Origin of the sequence: Rhodococcus sp. MS16 (assembly GCF_013277795.1) — a bacterium.
Taxonomy (GTDB): domain Bacteria; phylum Actinomycetota; class Actinomycetes; order Mycobacteriales; family Mycobacteriaceae; genus Rhodococcus_F; species Rhodococcus_F globerula.
The window spans coordinates 1-18,245 of record NZ_VBTM01000022.1; the positions used below are offsets into that span (position 1 = coordinate 1).

Annotated in this window: 15 protein-coding genes, 2 tRNA genes and 1 pseudogene; 5 read left to right on the plus strand and 13 right to left on the minus strand. The window is 62.1% G+C overall.

Annotated elements, in window-relative coordinates; translation table 11 throughout:
- Positions 1 to 94: 94 nt before the first annotated feature.
- The 3 genes and pseudogenes from FEZ60_RS30340 to leuC all read right to left on the minus strand — a co-directional run.
- Positions 95 to 604, minus strand: a pseudogene (locus FEZ60_RS30340) (HU family DNA-binding protein); the annotation flags it as partial.
- Positions 605 to 761: 157 nt separating this feature from the next.
- Complete coding sequence (leuD, locus tag FEZ60_RS30345; protein ID WP_033236578.1) at positions 762 to 1,370, minus strand: 3-isopropylmalate dehydratase small subunit; 609 nt, start codon at positions 1,368 to 1,370, stop codon at positions 762 to 764.
- Positions 1,371 to 1,397: 27 nt separating this feature from the next.
- Positions 1,398 to 2,810, minus strand: a complete 1,413-nt coding sequence (leuC, locus tag FEZ60_RS30350; RefSeq protein WP_172937773.1) for a 3-isopropylmalate dehydratase large subunit — start codon at positions 2,808 to 2,810, stop codon at positions 1,398 to 1,400.
- A gap of 182 nt (positions 2,811 to 2,992) precedes the next feature.
- On the opposite strand from leuC, the gene FEZ60_RS30355 reads away from it, so the two are divergent.
- The 3 genes from FEZ60_RS30355 to FEZ60_RS30365 all read left to right on the plus strand — a co-directional run bounded on the left by FEZ60_RS30355 (position 2,993) and on the right by FEZ60_RS30365 (position 4,523).
- Positions 2,993 to 3,694 carry an IclR family transcriptional regulator gene (locus tag FEZ60_RS30355; protein WP_033236580.1) on the plus strand — a complete coding sequence of 234 codons (702 nt, stop codon included), beginning with the start codon at positions 2,993 to 2,995 and terminating at the stop codon, positions 3,692 to 3,694.
- 76 nt (positions 3,695 to 3,770) lie between these two features.
- The gene (locus tag FEZ60_RS30360) at positions 3,771 to 4,280 is read left to right on the plus strand and encodes a PPOX class F420-dependent oxidoreductase (RefSeq protein WP_033236581.1); all 510 of its coding nucleotides are present in this window, start codon (positions 3,771 to 3,773) and stop codon (positions 4,278 to 4,280) included.
- A gap of 30 nt (positions 4,281 to 4,310) precedes the next feature.
- Entirely contained in the window at positions 4,311 to 4,523 is a 213-nt protein-coding gene (locus FEZ60_RS30365) for a DUF5302 domain-containing protein (protein WP_033236582.1), read from the plus strand.
- 142 nt (positions 4,524 to 4,665) lie between these two features.
- Here FEZ60_RS30365 and FEZ60_RS30370 read toward each other — a convergent pair.
- The 10 genes from FEZ60_RS30370 to FEZ60_RS30415 form a co-directional block, all read right to left on the minus strand.
- Positions 4,666 to 4,738: transfer RNA gene (locus FEZ60_RS30370), tRNA-Glu, on the minus strand.
- Positions 4,739 to 4,860: 122 nt separating this feature from the next.
- Positions 4,861 to 4,932: transfer RNA gene (locus FEZ60_RS30375), tRNA-Gln, on the minus strand.
- A gap of 153 nt (positions 4,933 to 5,085) precedes the next feature.
- Complete coding sequence (gene gltX, locus FEZ60_RS30380; protein WP_033236583.1) at positions 5,086 to 6,561, minus strand: glutamate--tRNA ligase; 1,476 nt, start codon at positions 6,559 to 6,561, stop codon at positions 5,086 to 5,088.
- A 92-nt stretch (positions 6,562 to 6,653) separates the two neighbouring features.
- On the minus strand, positions 6,654 to 7,814 hold the full coding sequence (locus FEZ60_RS30385; protein ID WP_045067164.1) for an alkane 1-monooxygenase: 1,161 nt from the start codon (positions 7,812 to 7,814) through the stop codon (positions 6,654 to 6,656).
- Between the two features lie 348 nt (positions 7,815 to 8,162).
- Entirely contained in the window at positions 8,163 to 8,936 is a 774-nt protein-coding gene (locus FEZ60_RS30390; protein WP_033236584.1) for a fumarylacetoacetate hydrolase family protein, read from the minus strand.
- A gap of 100 nt (positions 8,937 to 9,036) precedes the next feature.
- Positions 9,037 to 10,050, minus strand: a complete 1,014-nt coding sequence (locus tag FEZ60_RS30395) for a 3-isopropylmalate dehydrogenase (protein ID WP_033236585.1) — start codon at positions 10,048 to 10,050, stop codon at positions 9,037 to 9,039.
- Positions 10,051 to 10,122: 72 nt separating this feature from the next.
- Entirely contained in the window at positions 10,123 to 11,715 is a 1,593-nt protein-coding gene (gene serA / locus FEZ60_RS30400; protein ID WP_033236586.1) for a phosphoglycerate dehydrogenase, read from the minus strand.
- A 250-nt stretch (positions 11,716 to 11,965) separates the two neighbouring features.
- Entirely contained in the window at positions 11,966 to 12,967 is a 1,002-nt protein-coding gene (gene ilvC, locus FEZ60_RS30405; RefSeq protein ID WP_172937779.1) for a ketol-acid reductoisomerase, read from the minus strand.
- Between the two features lie 52 nt (positions 12,968 to 13,019).
- Entirely contained in the window at positions 13,020 to 13,523 is a 504-nt protein-coding gene (gene ilvN, locus FEZ60_RS30410) for an acetolactate synthase small subunit (RefSeq protein ID WP_033236588.1), read from the minus strand.
- A complete protein-coding gene (locus FEZ60_RS30415; protein ID WP_172937774.1) occupies positions 13,520 to 15,460 on the minus strand; it encodes an acetolactate synthase large subunit in 1,941 nt (646 codons plus the stop codon). The genes ilvN and FEZ60_RS30415 overlap by 4 nt, the downstream gene beginning before the upstream one ends.
- A gap of 267 nt (positions 15,461 to 15,727) precedes the next feature.
- Between FEZ60_RS30415 and FEZ60_RS30420 the strand changes: the two genes are divergently transcribed.
- Positions 15,728 to 16,255: a PH domain-containing protein gene (locus FEZ60_RS30420; RefSeq protein ID WP_045067163.1), complete on the plus strand. Its 528-nt coding sequence runs from the start codon at positions 15,728 to 15,730 to the stop codon at positions 16,253 to 16,255.
- A 114-nt stretch (positions 16,256 to 16,369) separates the two neighbouring features.
- A complete protein-coding gene (gene ilvD, locus FEZ60_RS30425) occupies positions 16,370 to 18,211 on the plus strand; it encodes a dihydroxy-acid dehydratase (RefSeq protein ID WP_045067162.1) in 1,842 nt (613 codons plus the stop codon).
- Positions 18,212 to 18,245 lie beyond the last annotated feature (34 nt).

The following is an 18,245-nucleotide window of genomic DNA, read 5'->3' on the forward strand; positions in this document are numbered from 1 at the left end:
GCAAGAGGCGCGGCCCGCGATGACGATCGCGGGCCGCGCCTCTTGCTTTTACTGCTTGCTTTCCAGCGTCAGGCTTTTCGCCCGAGCGCGACTACTTGGAAGCGCGCTTGGCCGGAGCCTTCTTGGCCGGAGCCTTCTTGGCGGCCGGAGCCTTCTTGGCGGGAGCCTTAGCGGCAACCGTCTTCTTGGCTGCCGTCTTTGCCGGAGCCTTCTTGGCTGCCGTCTTCTTGGCTGCTGCCTTCTTAGCTGCTGCCTTCTTGGCTGCTGCCTTGGTGGCCGGTGCTGCTACGCCGCGCTTGACTGCCGGGCCGCTGGCCGGAAGCTTCTGGCCGCCAGCGATAACCGCCTTGAACTGTGCGCCCGGACGGAAAGCCGGAACCGACGTCGGCTTGACCTTGACGGTCTCGCCCGTACGCGGGTTACGTGCGACACGTGCCGCACGACGACGCTGCTCGAAGACACCGAAGCCGGTGATGGTCACGCTCTCGCCACGGTGGACGGCGCGGACGATGGTGTCCACGACGTGCTCCACTGCATCGGTTGCTGTGCGCCTGTCCGAACCCAGCTTCTCAGTCAGAACATCGATGAGCTCTGCCTTGTTCATTGAAATTCCTCCGCAAATAATGGTCCACCGTAGGACCGACTGAGAACTACGGTAAACCTGATAACGGCAAGAGTCTATGTGCCACGCCAATTCTCAATCAACGTAGCCCCGAAATCGTGACCTATTTCTCTTCTTGCCCGCTATCCCTGACTTCCGTTCAGCCCTGGGAAATTTGGGCCGGGAGGGTAGTCGGTTTCCATGACGGCCTTGACTTTTCGAACTCGGAAATCGCCTCTACCTGGCGCAATGTCAGTCCGATGTCGTCGAGACCCTCGAGCAGACGCCACCTTGTGTAGTCGTCAATACTGAAGGGCACCACCGTTGTTCCGGCACTCACTGTCCGGTTCTCGAGGTCGACGGTCAATTCCAGTCCGGGCTGTTCTTCGAGCAATTTCCACAGCAGTTCGACGTCGCTCTGCTCCACCTGCGCGGCCAGCAGGCCCGCTTTTCCGGCGTTGCCGCGGAAGATATCTGCGAAGCGCGACGCGATCACAACGCGAAAACCGAAGTCGGATAGCGCCCAAACGGCATGCTCTCGCGACGAACCTGTTCCGAAATCCGGACCGGCAACCAGGACACTGCCCTTGTCGTACGGCGCGTGATTGAGGATGAAGTTCGGATCGGTGCGCCAGCCGGCGAACAATCCGTCCTCGAACCCGGTGCGCGTCACGCGTTTCAGATAAACAGCCGGAATGATCTGGTCGGTGTCGACGTTCGAGCGCCGCAGCGGTACGCCGATTCCCTTGTGCGTGCTAAAGGATTCCATCAAAATTCTCCTCGAGTGTTAGGTACGTCAGACCAGATCGGACGGTGCCGACAACGTTCCACGGACGGCGGTGGCGGCAGCGACGAGCGGAGAAACCAGATGTGTCCGCCCGCCTTTGCCTTGACGGCCTTCGAAATTCCGGTTCGACGTCGAAGCCGAACGCTCGCCCGGCGCCAACTGATCCGGGTTCATACCCAGGCACATCGAGCAGCCGGCCTGGCGCCACTCTGCTCCTGCGGCAACAAAGATGTCGCCAAGGCCTTCATTTTCGGCCTGCGCGCGCACCCGCATCGAACCGGGAACGATCAGCATCCGAACACCTTCTGCGACATGGCGACCCTCGAGAACGCCGGCGACCTCACGCAGATCTTCGATTCGACCGTTGGTGCAGGAACCGACGAACACGGTGTCGACCGAGACCTCACGCAGCGGCATTCCGGCGTCGAGTCCCATGTAGGTGAGCGCCTTCTCGGCTGCCTGACGTTCGTTCTCTTCGACGATTTCTTCCGGATTCGGAACACGGTCACCGAGCGGCGCACCCTGTCCCGGGTTGGTTCCCCACGTGACAAAAGGCGTCAGAGCACTGGCGTCGATGTGGACTTCGTTGTCGAATTCCGCTCCGTCGTCGGTCTTCAGCAGTTCCCAAGCAGCCACTGCTGCATCCCAGTCCGCGCCGGTCGGCGCGTGCGGACGTCCCTTGATGAACTCGTACGTGATCTCGTCCGGGGCGATCATGCCGGCACGGGCACCGGCCTCGATCGACATGTTGCAGATGGTCATACGCGCTTCCATCGACAGTTTCCGGATCGCCTCGCCGCGGTACTCGAGGACATATCCTTGGCCACCGCCGGTGCCGATCTTGGCGATGACAGCAAGAATCAGATCCTTACTCGTGACGCCAGGCGGCAATTCACCGTCGACGGTGATCGCCATCGTCTTGAAGGGGCGCAACGACAATGTCTGCGTTGCCATCACATGCTCGACCTCGCTGGTGCCGATTCCCATTGCGAGAGCGCCGAAAGCGCCGTGGGTCGAGGTGTGCGAATCGCCGCACACGACGGTGGTTCCCGGCTGAGTCAGTCCGAGCTGTGGGCCGACCACATGCACGATGCCCTGATCCAGATCGCCCATGCGGTGCAAGCGAACTCCGAACTCTTCACAATTTCGGCGCAGAGTGTCGACCTGTGTCTTGGAGACAGGATCGGCGATCGGCTTGTCGATGTCGATCGTCGGGACGTTGTGATCCTCGGTGGCGATCGTCAGATCGGGACGGCGCAACTTCCGTCCGGCCAACCGCAATCCGTCGAATGCCTGCGGGCTTGTCACTTCGTGGACGAGGTGGAGATCGATGTAGATCAGGTCGGGATTCTGTCCCTCGCCTTTCACTACAACGTGGTCGTCCCACACCTTCTCGGCGAGAGTGCGTGCTTTCTGTGCCATGTCTTCCACCTCTGTACGTAGCCTCGCGTCGGCGAACTACGGGCTGGCCCGCCGCGCGTGAAATGTAAGTCCGACAGCCCAACAGTTCTCATGCTGCGCATCAAATTCTCGAAAGTGGATGCTGCTGACCTGTCGAAGATCATGCGCTACTATCCCACTATGCGAGAACTTGGTATCGACCTATGAGACAGCATAGCGGCATCGGCGTGCTGGACAAAGCAATGGGCGTGCTCCATGCAGTAGCCGAGGAACCGTGCAGCCTCTCCGAACTCTGTGCGCGCACAGGCCTGCCAAGGGCCACCGCACACCGCCTTGCCGTCGGCCTCGAGGTCCATCGACTTCTCGCCCGCGACTCCGACGGCCTGTGGTGTCCCGGCCCCGGCCTCGCCGAATTGGCTGCCACTGCCAATGATCCTCTGATCGCCGCGGCGGGGCTCATCCTCCCCCGCTTGCGTGAGATCACCGGAGAGAGCGTGCAGCTGTACCGACGCGAAGGTACGGCACGCGTCTGCGTCGCATCGATGGAACCGCCGACCGGCTTGCGTGACACCGTCCTGGTCGGCGCGCGCCTGCCGATGAATGCCGGCTCGGGTGCCAAGGTCCTTCTCGCATGGGCAGATCCGCAGACTCAGCGCGCGGTTCTGGCCGACGCGACCTTCGGAGAGCGCGTCCTTCTCGAAGTTCGCCGGCGGGGCTGGGCCCAGAGTGCGGCCGAGCGCGAGCCAGGAGTTGCCAGTGTGGCGGCACCGGTACGGGACAGCTCCGGCACTGTCGTGGCGGCGATTTCGGTATCCGGACCGATCGACCGGATGGGTAGGCGCCCCGGCGCACGGTGGGCAGCCGACCTTCTCGCGGCGGCAGAAGCGCTGCACAAGCGCCTGTAATCGAACACGTAATCATGTAATCCGTGCCACAGTAAGAACTTCAGGAGTACCCGCAGCCGAGGAGATCACTGCCGTCATGACCGGAAAACAACGCAGCCAGATCACGATGACGGAGTCCGAAATCTCGGACTTCGTCGAAAAGAGCCGTACTGCAACGATGGCCACGCTGAGCGGCGACGGCATGCCGCACCTCATCGCGATGTGGTTTGCGATCGTGGACGGCGAGATCTGGTTCGAGACCAAGGCCAAATCCCAGAAAGCCGTTAACCTACGACGCGACTCGCGGATGTCGGTCTTGATCGAGGACGGTCTCACGTACGACACTCTCCGCGGCGTCTCGATGGAGGGCGTCGGAGAAATAGTCGACGACCCCGACGCCTTGTTCGCGGTCGGCATCAGCGTCTGGGAGCGGTACACCGGGCCTTACTCCGACGATCTACGACCAGCAGTCGACGCCATGCTCCACAAACGCGTCGCGGTACGCTTCATCCCCGAGCGCACACGGTCCTGGGACCACCGCAAACTCGGAATGCCGGCGATGCCGTTGTCCGGGTCTACAGCTCCCGCTCCTGAAGGCGTAGCTTGACCACAGGCCCAAAATCCAAGGAGCACACAGATGAGCGAGCAGGACAGTACCAATCCGGAATCCGAAACGACGTCTGAATCGGAAACACCGGCGGAGGCCAACAAGCGCAAGTTCCGCGAAGCACTCGAGCGCAAGAACCACAGCAACGCCACTGCAGCCGATCATCGCGACGGTCAGTCGAAGGTCCACAGCACGCATGGTTCCGCTGATCACAAACGCGAATTCCGTCGCAAGAGCGGATAGGCACGCGGCCATCCCGAAGATGAGATGACAATCACCCCAGTCGATTTCGACTGGGGTGATTGTTTTGTGGCGCCACTGTTCACTGATTGAGCGCATAACAAGAAAGACCCTCCGATCAGATGATCGAAGGGTCTTTCTTTTGTAGCCCCGACGGGATTCGAACCCGCGCTACCGCCTTGAGAGGGCGGCGTCCTAGGCCGCTAGACGACGGGGCCAGGACACGCTTTAAGCATGTTCTATTTTTTCGCACTTCAAGAACTTCCCTTTCGGGCTGTTCTCTGGAAGCTCAGCAAGCTTAGCTTGTCTGAGTCCGGCTGCAAAATCGACCGGATTTTCGCTGGGGTACCAGGACTCGAACCTAGAATGGCGGTACCAGAAACCGCTGTGTTGCCAATTACACCATACCCCAAAGGTCTTGCTTGGCCTTGCTCGCTCCGCTTCGCTGTAATGCTTGGCGGCTCGTCTCCGGCCGAAAAGAAGATTACCAGTACCCCCGCCCCAAATACCAAATCGTATGGTCACGGGACGTTTTTACTTCATTTCCGGCCGGAGACAATCCTATTTAGGCGCTTACTGCTGCCCTACCGGCACGCAACCGGGCAAGAGAGACGTCGCGACCGAGCAATTCCATCGACTCGTACAGCGGAGGGCTGATGTGAGAGCCCGTAATCGCCACCCGGACCGGAGCGAAGGCCTTACGCGGCTTGAGCTCCAGATCCTCGATGAGCGCCTTCTTGAGGGCTTCCTCGATACTTGCCGCCGTCCACTCCGAGACGGCGTCGAGTGCAGCAAGAGACGCGTCCAGTACCGGACCCGCATCTTCCTTCAGGTTCTTGGCCGCAGCAGCAGGATCGAGAGCAAACGACGCCTCGTCGACGAACAGGAACTTCAGCAGATCCCACGCGTCGGACAGAACGACGATGCGGGTCTGCACGAGGTCCGCCGCAACAGTGAACGTCGCTTCGTCCACGTCGGCACTGATGTGGCCGTGCTCGACCAGGAACGACTTCAGGCGGGCCGCGAAGTCGGCCGGCTCGAGCAAGCGAATGTGCTCGGCGTTGATCGCGTCGGCCTTCTTCTGGTCGAACCGTGCCGGATTGGAATTGACCTTGGAGATGTCGAACGCCGCAACCATCTCGTCGAGCGAGAACACGTCGTGGTCGTCCGCGATACTCCAGCCGAGCAGAGCCAAGTAGTTCAACAGTCCCTCGGGGATGAACCCGCGGTCACGGTGAATGAACAGGTTGGACTCGGGGTCACGCTTGGAGAGCTTCTTGTTGCCCTGACCCATCACGAAGGGAAGGTGACCGAAGGACGGCGTGAAATCCGCAACACCGATCCGGATCATCGCCTCGTACAGAGCCAACTGCCTCGGAGTGGACGAGAGGAGGTCCTCACCGCGCAGAACGTGCGTGATCTTCATCAACGCATCGTCGACGGGATTGACCAACGTGTAGAGAGGAATGCCGTTGCCGCGCGTCAACGCGAAGTCCGGCACCGTTCCGGCCTTGAACGTGGTCTCGCCGCGAACGAGGTCGTTCCACGTCAGGTCGTGATCAGGCATCCGAAGGCGAACTACCGGCTTACGTCCGTCTGCGATGTACGCCGCGCGCTGCTCGTCGGTGAGATCCCGATCGAAATTGTCGTAGCCGAGCTTCGGATCGCGTCCGGCTGCCTTGTGCCGCGCTTCCACCTCTTCGTTGGTCGAGTACGACTCGTAAGCCTCGCCCGCCGCAAGCAACTTTGCGACGACGTCGAGATGCAGATCACGACGCTCGGACTGGCGGTACGGCGCATGCGGCCCACCGACCTCGGGGCCCTCATCCCATGTCAGACCCAGCCAGCGCAGGGCGTCGAGGATCGCCTGATAAGACTCTTCGCTGTCCCGTTGAGCATCGGTGTCTTCGATGCGGAACACGAAGGTTCCACCGTGATGTCGTGCGAACGCCCAGTTGAAAAGGGCGGTGCGCACCAAACCCACGTGCGGGGTTCCGGTGGGTGACGGACAGAAACGGACGCGTACTTCGCTGTTGGTCATGGCTCACTTGGCTCGGCGATGATGGATGGTCGTACTACAGATTAGTCCCGCCGACTCTTCGTTTTCCCTGAAAGTGGTGAGCGCGCCAACCGTCAGCGCCCGGGGAGCACGTTTATCCGGCTCATGTCGCCGTCGTAATACGCAAGAAGTCGCTTGTCCATGATCGAGCGCCACAACGGCGGGACCCACGCACAGACGATCATGACCGCGTATCCCGCCGGCAACTGCGGTGCGTCGGCGGCGCTGCGAAGGCTCTGGTAGCGCAAACGCGGATTGGCGTGATGATCACTGTGACGCTGCAATTGATAGAGGAACAAATTGCTCACGACATGGTCGCTGTTCCAACTGTCCTCCGGTGAGCAGCGAACGTAGGTACCGTCGTCACGCTTGGCACGGAGCAACCCGTAATGCTCGAGGTAGTTCGCTGTTTCCAGGAAGGTGAATCCGGCAATGGCCTGCACAACGAGCCACGGCGCGATCTCCCAGCCGAATACCGCGATGAGCGAGCCGAACAACACCACACTCATCGCCCATCCATTGAGGATGTTGTTCTTGTAACTCCAGGTGCTCACTCCCGCACGTTCGAGGCGAGCGCGCTCGATCTGCCACCCGGAGCGCAGCCCCCCGATAACGCTCCGCGGCAAGAAGAACCAGAAATTCTCGCGGTACCGCGAACTTGCGGGATCTTCGGGTGTTGCCACCCGCACGTGGTGACCGTGATTGTGTTCGACAAAAAAGTGGCCGTAGAAAGACTGCGCCAGTGCGATTTTGGCCAACCACTTTTCGAGCTTCTCACTCTTGTGGCCCATTTCGTGCGCCGCGTTGATACCAACGCCGGCAACGACTCCGACGGTCATCGCGAGCGCGAACTTCTCCCCCGACGCCATCGGCGAATTCACCCAGCACCAGCACGCAAACACGAGGCCGATGTATTGCAACGGCAGAAACAGGTACGTGCACCAGCGGTAGTAACGATCGGCCTGCAACTCCGGAATCTTCTCGTCCGGCGGACTGTTCCCGTCCTCACCGGCAAGCAGATCGACAAGCGGAATCACAATCACGATCAACCAGGCCCCGACAGCCCAGAACAGACCCAGCGTCAGCTTCTCTACCAGGAACCATGCCGCGAACGGACTGAGCGGTACCAGTAGACCTAGCGGCCACAGATATCGCTTCTTGTCGCGCCACTTCGGTGCTGCGGACTCACTCGGCCCGATCGACCGAGTGCGCCGGTACGCAGTAAAGGCGCCCATGTGCCACAGCCTCCATTTTCCGAAATCTCATTAATACCCCACTGGCATCACACCAGTTATCGACCAGAATACGGATGAACGTTACATTGGCAAACCCAGGGTTATCATCTATACGATTTGCCCTTTTAGTCGTATTTGTTCCTATTCTGGCGATAAACATGCAGGTAAAAATACGCATTCAGGAACTTCTCATTGCGCGTCCGTAACGCTGATTGGACGCAATTGTGATGATAACTACCTCATAACTATTTCACTCTTCTGCAAGGCGGGACAGACAGTTATCAAACCGACAAGAAATCGAAAAGGGGCCTCACCCGTACGGATGAGGCCCCTGATCGAACGTGATGGTCAGCGTTTTGCGATCACCGGGTTGGTGAGCGTGCCGATCCCGGACACCGTGACCGAGACGGAATCGCCGTCAACGATCGGACCGACCCCGGCCGGGGTGCCCGTGAGGATGACGTCGCCCGGGAGCAGAGTCATGACAGCCGAAATCCACTCGATGATCTTCGGAATGTCGTGCAGAAGGAAAGCAGTGCTGCTGTCCTGCTTGACTGCGCCGTTGACCTCGGTCTTGATGTCGACGTCCGACGGATCCAAAGCCGTTTCGATCCACGGACCGAGCGGGCAGAACGTGTCATGACCCTTTGCTCGGGTCCACTGACCGTCGTGGCGCTGGTGATCGCGCGCAGACACGTCATTGGCAACGGTGTATCCGAGAACAACACTCAGGGCCTTTGCGGCCGGAACGTCCTTGCACGGCTGCCCGATGACGATCGCGAGTTCACCCTCGAAATGCACTTCGGTTGAACTGGGCGGCAACACGATCGGCGCACCGGGGCCGACGATGGATGTGTTGGGCTTGAGGAAGATCACCGGATCTGCCGGCGCCTCGCCGCCCATCTCGGCAACATGATCCGCATAGTTCTTGCCGATGCAGATCACCTTGCTGGCAAGGATCGGCGCCAACAGGCGCACATCGGCTAGTGGCCAACTACGGCCGGTAAAGGTGGGGTTCCCGAACGGGTGCTCGGCAATTTCCTTGGCGACGAGGGCATCCTCTTCACCTTCGATACTGACAAACGCAACACCATCGGGACTGGCAATTCGACCAAGACGCATGTTGGCAAGTCTATCGGGATGCCGGAAACGACTGACGCGCGCAAGCCGTAAGGCTTACGCGCGTCAGAGCCGTGAGACGAATCTTACAGAGCGGCGGTGCTTACAGTGCTGCAGTAATGCGGTCGCCGATCTCGGTGGTGGAGATCGGGCCGTCGCCGCGGGTAGCCAGGTCAGCAGCGACCACAGCCTCGACGCGAGCGGCGTCGTCCTCGCGTCCGAGATGGCGAAGAAGCAGTGCGGCAGAGAGGATCGCGGCGGTGGGATCTGCGATTCCCTTGCCGGCGATGTCCGGGGCACTGCCGTGAACGGGCTCGAACATCGACGGGTTGGTACCGGACGCATCGATGTTTCCGCTTGCGGCCAAACCGATTCCGCCGGTCACCGCGCCGGCCAGGTCGGTGATGATGTCACCGAACAGGTTGTCCGTCACGATGACGTCGAAGCGCGACGGGTCGGTCACCATGTAGATGGTGGCAGCGTCGATGTGGCAGTACGCCGTCTCGACGTCCGGGAACTCCGCTCCGACGGTCTCGATCGCACGCGTCCAGATCGCTCCCGCGTTGGAAAGCACGTTGGTCTTGTGGATCAGCGTGAGGTGCTTGGAACGCGTCTGCGCCAACGCAAATGCGTAACGAACAACACGCTCGGCGCCGAACCAGGTGTTGATCGACACCTCGGTCGCGATCTCGTGATCGGTGCCGACGCGGATGGCGCCGCCGTTACCGGTGTACGGGCCCTCGGTGCCTTCACGAACCACGACGAAGTCGATCTCGGGCTGCGCCGCGAGCGGCGACGTGGCACCCGGGTACAGCTGCGCCGGACGGAGGTTGACGTGATGATCGAGCTGGAAACGCATGTTCAGCAGCAAACCGCGCTCGAGGATGCCCGGCGCAACGATCCGCGGATCGCCGATGGCGCCCAACAGGATTGCGTCGTGCTGACGGATCTGGTCCAGCTCGTCTGCAGGCAGCAGTTCACCGGTGGCGTTGTAGCGACGGGCACCGAGATCGTATTCGGTGGTTTCCAGATCGGGGACCAACTTGCCGAGCACCTTGAGTGCTTCAGCTGTGACCTCGACACCGATTCCGTCACCGGGAATGACCGCAAGCTTCATTGAATCCTCATTCGGTAGAACTGTGCGCCTTCATCAACCGCAAGGGTTGACAAAGGCGCACAGTGAAAACAATCAGGAAAGGTCGACCTGGGCAACGCGGGCGTCGAGCTGCGAGACGATTGCCTCGACATCGGCGTCGGAGACAACCTTGTCGACGCGCAGGATCGCCGTTGCGCCTTCGCCTTCGGCGTCCTGGCTCAGTGCTGCGGCGAGGATGTCGATGCCGGAGTTACCGAGGACGGTACCGAGCACACCGAGAACACCCGGGCGATCGCCGTAGTGGACAACGATGTTGTGACCCTCGGCGCGCAGGTCGAAGCTGCGGCCGTTGATGCTGACGATCTTCTCGACCTGCTGCAGGCCGGTGAGTGCGCCCGTGACGGAGGTGACGGTGCCGTCGGCGGCAACTGCACGAACCTCGACTGCGCTGCGGTGAGCGAGTGCCTCGGAGTGCTTTTCGACGGACACGGTGACGCCGCGCTGCTCGGCGAGTGCCGGAGCGTTGACGAACGTGACAGCCTCGTCGCTGCTTGCGGAGAACACGCCGCGCAGAGCAGCGAGGCCGAGGATGTCGACGGTTTCAGCGGACAGCTCGCCGGAGGCGACAACCTGGACCGTCTGAACAGCTTCGGGAGACAGCGTCGCAGCAAGGAGACCGAGCTTGCGGACGAGCTCGAGCCACGGAGCAACTTCTTCGCCGACCGGGCCACCGGAGACGTTGACTGCCTCGGGGACGAAGTCGCCGGCCAGAGCCAGGAGAACGCTCTTGGCGACGTCAATGCCTGCACGGTCCTGAGCTTCGGACGTCGAAGCACCGAGGTGCGGGGTGACGACGACGTTCTCGAGGCCGAAGAGCTTGGAGTCGGTGCAAGGCTCGGTGTTGAACACATCGAGACCGGCGCCGCGAACCTTGCCGGAGACCAGAGCGTCGTACAGCGCATCTTCGTCGATCAGTCCACCGCGAGCGGCGTTGACGATGATGACGCCGTCCTTGGCGCGGGAGAGACGCTCGGCGTTGATCAGGCCGGCCGTTTCCTTGGTCTTGGGGAGGTGAACGGAGATGAAGTCCGCACGCTCGACGAGCTCGTCGATGGTGACCAGTTCGATGCCGAGCTGCGCTGCGCGAGCTGCGGGCAAGTAGGGGTCGTACGCGATGATGGTGGTTTCGAACGCGGCGAGACGCTGTGCGAACAGCTGGCCGATGCGGCCGAGGCCGACAACGCCGACGGTCTTGCCGAGGATCTCGACGCCGTTGAACTTGCTGCGCTTCCAGGTGCTTTCGCGCAGGGTCTTGTCTGCGGCGGGGATCTGGCGAGCCGTCGACATGAGCAGAGCAACTGCGTGCTCGGCTGCCGAGTGGATGTTGGAGGTCGGTGCATTGACGACCATCACGCCGCGCTCGGTGGCTGCGGGGATCTCGACATTGTCCAGGCCGACACCGGCGCGGCCGATGATCTTCAGCTTGGTGCCTGCGGCCAGAACCTCGGCGTCGACGGTGGTGGCGGAGCGAACAAGAATCGCGTCGGCATCGGGCACAGCTGCGAGCAGGGCAGCGCGGTCGGGTCCGTCGACCCACCGCACCTCCACACCGTCGCCGAGTGCCTCGACTGTGGACGGCGCGAGCTTGTCTGCGATCAGAACAACGGGGCGGCCAGGCTGGCTCACGTGCAAACTCCCTGATTAGGTGGGTGTGGGGGTGGTTTAACCCCCAGTAGTTTAGTGCGCGCCGTCTCGGCGTCCACAACTCGGTAGGCAATACCACATAGTGGACACTTTTGCGGGCGAATTCTCAATGAGAATTTCGTCAGGCTTCAGTTGGCCCGACAAAGACCTCCGGCCCAATGCCACTCCGGTCCAAGATAATTGGACCGAAGCAGGCATCAGGCCGGAGTGAAGACAAGCTGAAACAGCTTAATTACGCCGTTTCGGTGATCGGACGATCGACCCAGCTCATCAGGTCGCGCAGCTTCTTGCCGGTGACCTCGATGGGGTGCTCGGCGTTAGCCTTGCGGAGGCCTTCGAGTTCGGTGTTGCCGTTCTCGACGTTGGCAACCAGACGACGCGTGAACTCGCCGGACTGGATGTCGGCCAGGATCGCCTTCATGCGCTCCTTGGTGCCTGCGTCGATGACGCGCGGGCCGGACAGGTAGCCACCGAACTCAGCGGTGTCGGACACCGAGTAGTTCATGCGGGCGATGCCGCCTTCGTACATGAGGTCGACGATGAGCTTGAGCTCGTGCAGAACCTCGAAGTACGCCATCTCGGGTGCGTAGCCGGCCTCGACCATGACCTCGAAACCGGTCTTGACCAGTTCCTCGGTGCCACCGCAGAGCACAGCCTGCTCGCCGAAGAGGTCCGTCTCGGTCTCTTCCTTGAACGTGGTCTTGATGACGCCTGCACGCGTTCCGCCGATGCCCTTGGCGTAGGACAGAGCGAGAGCCTGGCCTTCACCCTTGGGGTCCTGGTCGATGGCGATGAGCGCGGGAACACCCTTGCCGTCGACGAACTGACGACGCACCAGGTGGCCGGGGCCCTTGGGCGCAACCATGCCGACGGTGACGAACTCCGGAGCCTTGATCAGGTCGAAGTGAATGTTCAGGCCGTGACCGAAGAACAGCGCGTCGCCGTCCTTGAGGTTGGGCTCGATGTCATTGGTGAAAATGCTTGCCTGGGCGGTATCCGGTGCGAGCACCATGATGACGTCGGCCCACTCGGAAACCTCTGCCGGCGTGCCGACCGTCAGGCCTGCTTCTTCAGCCTTGTCGCGGGACTTGGAGCCCTCCTTGAGGCCGATGCGGACCTCGACACCCGAGTCGCGCAGGCTCAGCGAATGGGCGTGGCCCTGGCTTCCGTAGCCGATCACAGCAACCTTGCGGCCCTGAATGATCGACAGATCGGCATCGTCGTCGTAGAACATCTCGACTGCCACAGTTCTCAACCTCTCCTTGGATTATTACGTGTCTAAAGTACTAGCGGGTGGCCGTGATCGACTTCGGCCCTCGACCGACTGCCACGACCCCGGACTGAACGATCTCCCGGATACCGTACGGATCAAGCATCCGCAGCAGTGCATCCAGCTTGGACCGGGTACCGGTCGCCTCGATGGTGACGGACTCCGGGGAGACGTCGATTACCTTGGCGCGGAACAGGTTCACCGTTTCGATGACCTGGGTGCGCACGCTTGCATCTGCGCGCACCTTGATGAGCACAAGCTCGCGAGCGACGGAAGCATCACCGTCTTGCTCGACGATCTTGATGACGTTGATCAGCTTGTTGAGCTGCTTCGTCACCTGCTCGAGGGGGAACTCGTCGACCGTGACGACGATGGTCATTCGAGAGATCTCGGGGATCTCGGTGCCGCCCACCGCGAGGGATTCGATGTTGAATCCTCGGCGGGAGAACAGGGCGGAGACGCGAGCGAGCACGCCTGGCTTGTCCTCGACGAGAACGCTGAGGGTGTGGGTGGTGCTCACTGCTGGTCCTCCCCTGTGCTCGCGGCGGGTCCGGCTTGCTCGCGCGACATGGCTTCATGGATGACGGCGGGCTCAGCTACTGCCTCGTCGTCGTCGAACAGCGGCCGGATACCCCGGGCCGCCATGATCTCGTCATTGCTGGTTCCAGCGGCGACCATCGGCCACACCTGTGCGTCGGCGGTGACGATGAAGTCGATCACGACAGGCTTGTCGTTGATGGACTGCGCCTCACGGATCGCAGCTTCGACGTCCTCTTCGCGCTCGACACGAATTCCGTGGCAGCCCAAGGCTTCTGCGAGCTTGACGAAGTCCGGGATGCGGATGGCGCCGTGCGTTCCCAGGTTGGTGTTGGAGTAGCGCTCTTCGTAGAAGAGTGTCTGCCACTGACGAACCATGCCGAGGTTGCCGTTGTTGATGAGGGCGACCTTGATCGGGATACCCTCGAGCGCGCAGGTGGCCAGTTCCTGATTGGTCATCTGGAAGCAGCCGTCACCGTCGATGGCCCACACCTCGGTGTCCGGCATGCCCATCTTTGCGCCCATGGCAGCGGGAACCGCGTAGCCCATGGTGCCGAGTCCACCCGAGTTGAGCCACGTGCGCGGCTTCTCGTAGCTGACGAACTGGGCTGCCCACATCTGGTGCTGGCCGACGCCGGCGCAGTAGATGGCGTCCGGTCCGGCGAGCTTGCCGACGGTCGAGATGACGAACTCGGGGCTCAGCTGACCGTCGGTGGGACGGTCGTAGCTCAGCGGGTATGTACGACGGATGTCGTTCAGGTACGCCCACCATTCGGTGAGTTCGAACGTGGTGCCCGTGGCCATGTCGGCACGGATGGCCTCGATGAGTTCGGTGATGACCTCTTTGCAGTCGCCCACGATCGGGACGTCGGCGTAACGGTTCTTGCCGATCTCGGCCGGGTCGATGTCGGCGTGGATGACCTTGGCATCGGGAGCAAAGGAATTCAGCTGACCGGTAACGCGGTCGTCGAAGCGGGCGCCGAGTGTGATCAGCAGGTCGCTACGCTGCAGTGCTGCCACTGCGGCAACAGTGCCGTGCATTCCGGGCATGCCGCAGTTGAGATCGTGGCTGTCCGGGAACGCGCCGCGGGCCATCAGCGTGGTGACCACGGGAATGCCCGTCAGCTCGGCGAGTTCGAGCAGCTCGGCAGAGGATTCGGACTTGATGACGCCGCCACCGACGTAGAGGACTGGAGACTTGGCGTCGGCGATCAGGCGCGCAGCTTCGCGGACCTGCTTGCCGTGCGGCTTGGTGACCGGGCGGTATCCGGGCAGGCGCATCTCCGGCGGCCACGAGAACGTGGTCTGAGCCTGGAGGATGTCCTTGGGGATATCGACCAGGACCGCGCCGGGGCGACCGCTCGATGCGAGGTAGAAAGCCTCGGCCATGATGCGCGGGATGTCGATACCGTCGGTGATCAGGAAGTTGTGCTTCGTGATCGGCATGGTGATACCGGAGATGTCGGCTTCCTGGAAGCCGTCGGTACCGATCAGCGAACGCGCGACCTGTCCGGTGATGGCCACGATCGGAACGGAGTCCATCTGAGCATCGGCCAGCGGCGTGACCAGGTTGGTTGCACCGGGACCCGAAGTGGCCATGCAGACGCCGACCTTGCCGGTGGCCTGCGCGTAACCGGTGGCGGCATGGCCGGCACCCTGCTCGTGGCGCACAAGTACGTGACGGACCTTGACCGAATCGAAGAGCGGGTCGTACACAGGCAGCACGGCACCGCCGGGGATGCCGAATACCGTGTCGACCTCGAGCTCTTCGAGGGCGCGAACGACAGACTGCGCGCCCGTTACCCGCTCCGGGGGGAGCTGGCGACGGGTAGCCGTCTGCGATGCGGCAGCCGCGGTAGTCGGGCTCGGTGTCCCTGACTTGCGCGGCGTGGGTTGAGGCCGTGCTGTTGGTGCGCTCACTGGGAAATCCTCTGATTTGGCTCCGGGCAACAAAAAACCCCCGTCAGCATCTGCTGAGCGAGGGTGGCGCGTCGTTATCTGGTGAGTTGAAAATTATCGACTCAGGCGACGACGCGCCGGTCGATTACGAGCAACTCATTCTGTTTCACGCACTCGACAGTAGAGGCGCTAGTCGCGAACGGCAAACTTGGTGAGTCAACCGTCCCAGAATCTGAGATACATCGGCTGCAATGCGAAGATGTAGAGGTGTCAACTTCGCAGCAGCCCGTGCCACCGGTTCAATCATCCCACACGCCGAAACCACTTCGGCACGTCATCCGCATTTCGCAGCTCGCCTACATGGCGTGCGCCTTCCTGCTCTTCGCGGTCAGCTTCCCGATCTTCGGCTGGCCCGCAGCATTCAGCTGGTTGCTGATCCTGCCGATCATCGCCGTCTACTTCGTCGCCCGGGTCCGCACCACCGTCAGCCCCGACGGCCTCGAGGTTCGTTCGATGTTCTCCAGCCGCACGCTGAGCTGGGACGAGGTCAAGGGCTTCCGTTTCCCGAAGCGCAGCTGGGCCCGCGCCGAACTCACCGACGGAACAGAGGTGACACTGCCAGCCGTCAGCTTTGTCCGGCTCCCCGAAATTGCGATCGCCAGCGGTGGTCGCATCACCGATCCCTACGCGGCAGCGGCAGATGCTTTCGACGCCGAAGAAGCGGAACGGGCCGAACAGTCCGCAAGCGGCAGCGCCCCTGAGCCCGAATCCGAATCCGAGCCGTCGAACGACCAGCCCGAATCAGAACAGAAGTAGCACGCGAGTAGCGTTGAATCGCCCTCGCTTCAATTCTTTTCGCCGCGTAAGCACACAGCCCTGTTGTTCGCGCAGCAGAAGTAGATCAGCAACGATCACATAAGGAACACGCCCATGCCCCCGTTGAGGTCACGCACCACCACCGTCGGACGTAATGCTGCCGGAGCCCGATCCCTGTGGCGCGCCACAGGAATGACGGATTCCGACTTCGGTAAGCCGATCGTCGCCGTAGCGAACTCGTACACCCAGTTCGTACCCGGCCACGTGCATCTCAAGAACGTGGGCGAGATCGTTGCCGAGGCCATTCGTGAGGCCGGCGGCGTCGCTCGTGAGTTCCACACCATCGCCGTCGACGACGGTATCGCCATGGGCCACGGCGGAATGCTCTACTCACTCCCGAGCCGCGAGATCATCGCCGACTCGGTCGAGTACATGGCAAACGCCCACACGGCCGACGCATTGGTGTGTATCTCCAACTGCGACAAGATCACTCCCGGCATGCTCAACGCCGCGATGCGTCTGAACATCCCGACGGTCTTCGTGTCCGGCGGTCCGATGGAGGCCGGTAAGGCAGTGGTTGTCGGCGGCGTGGCCCAGGCCCCCACCGACCTCATCACCGCAATTTCCGCCTCCGCCAACGACGCCGTGTCGGAAGAAGGCCTCGACGAGGTCGAGCGCAGTGCGTGCCCGACATGTGGATCCTGCTCGGGCATGTTCACGGCCAACTCCATGAACTGCCTCACCGAGGCCCTCGGTCTCGCGTTGCCGGGCAACGGCTCCACGCTGGCGACCCACAAGGCTCGTCACGCACTCTTCTCTCGCGCGGGCACCACGGTGGTCGAGGCTGCCCTGAAGTACTACCGCGACGGCGACGAGTCGGTTCTGCCGCGCAACATCGCGACCCCGGCAGCGTTCCGCAACGCGATGGCTCTCGACGTCGCCATGGGCGGTTCCACCAACACCGTCCTGCACACACTGGCAGCGGCACAGGAAGGCGAGGTCGACTTCGACCTCGACACCATCGACGCGATCAGCCGCAAGGTGCCGTGCCTGTCCAAGGTCTCCCCCAACTCGGACTACCACATGGAAGACGTCCACCGCGCCGGGGGAATCCCGGCGCTGCTCGGTGAGCTTCGCCGCGGCGGACTCCTCGAAACCGACGTCTCGACCGTGCACACCAAGAGCTTCGACCAGTGGCTCGACGACTGGGACATCCGCTCCGGCAAGGCAACGGACGAAGCGATCGAACTGTTCCACGCTGCTCCCGGCGGCGTGCGCACCATCGAACCGTTCTCGACGGACAACCGATGGTCTGCCCTCGACACCGATGCTGCCGGTGGCTGCATCCGCGACGTCGAGAACGCCTACACCGTGGAAGGCGGCCTGGTCGTCCTGCGCGGCAACATCGCCGTCGACGGCGCAATCCTCAAGACGGCCGGTATCGACGAGGAACTGTTCTCGTTCCAGGGCCCGGCTCTGGTCGTCGAGTCGCAGGAAGAAGCCGTCTCGGTGATCCTGCAGAAGAAGATCAAGGCCGGCGACGTCCTGGTCGTGCGTTACGAAGGACCCAAGGGCGGACCGGGCATGCAGGAAATGCTGCACCCCACCGCTTTCCTCAAGGGCGCAGGCCTCGGCAAGGAATGCGCGTTGATCACCGACGGCCGCTTCTCCGGTGGCACGTCCGGCCTGTCCATCGGCCACATCTCCCCCGAGGCTGCTGCCGGCGGAGTTATCGGCCTGGTGCAGAACGGCGATCAGGTTCGCATCGACGTCGCGTCCCGCACGCTCGAGATCCTGGTCGACGACGACGTCCTCGCCGATCGTCGCGCCAAGATGGAAGCCTCGGAGCGTCCGTGGCACCCCGTTGACCGTCAGCGCACCGTTACCACCGCCCTGCGCGCCTACGCTGCGCTGGCAACGTCGGCTGACAAGGGCGCGGTTCGGTACGTCCCGTAGATAGCAGAAGCTAGCGAAGATCCCCGGCAGCGTT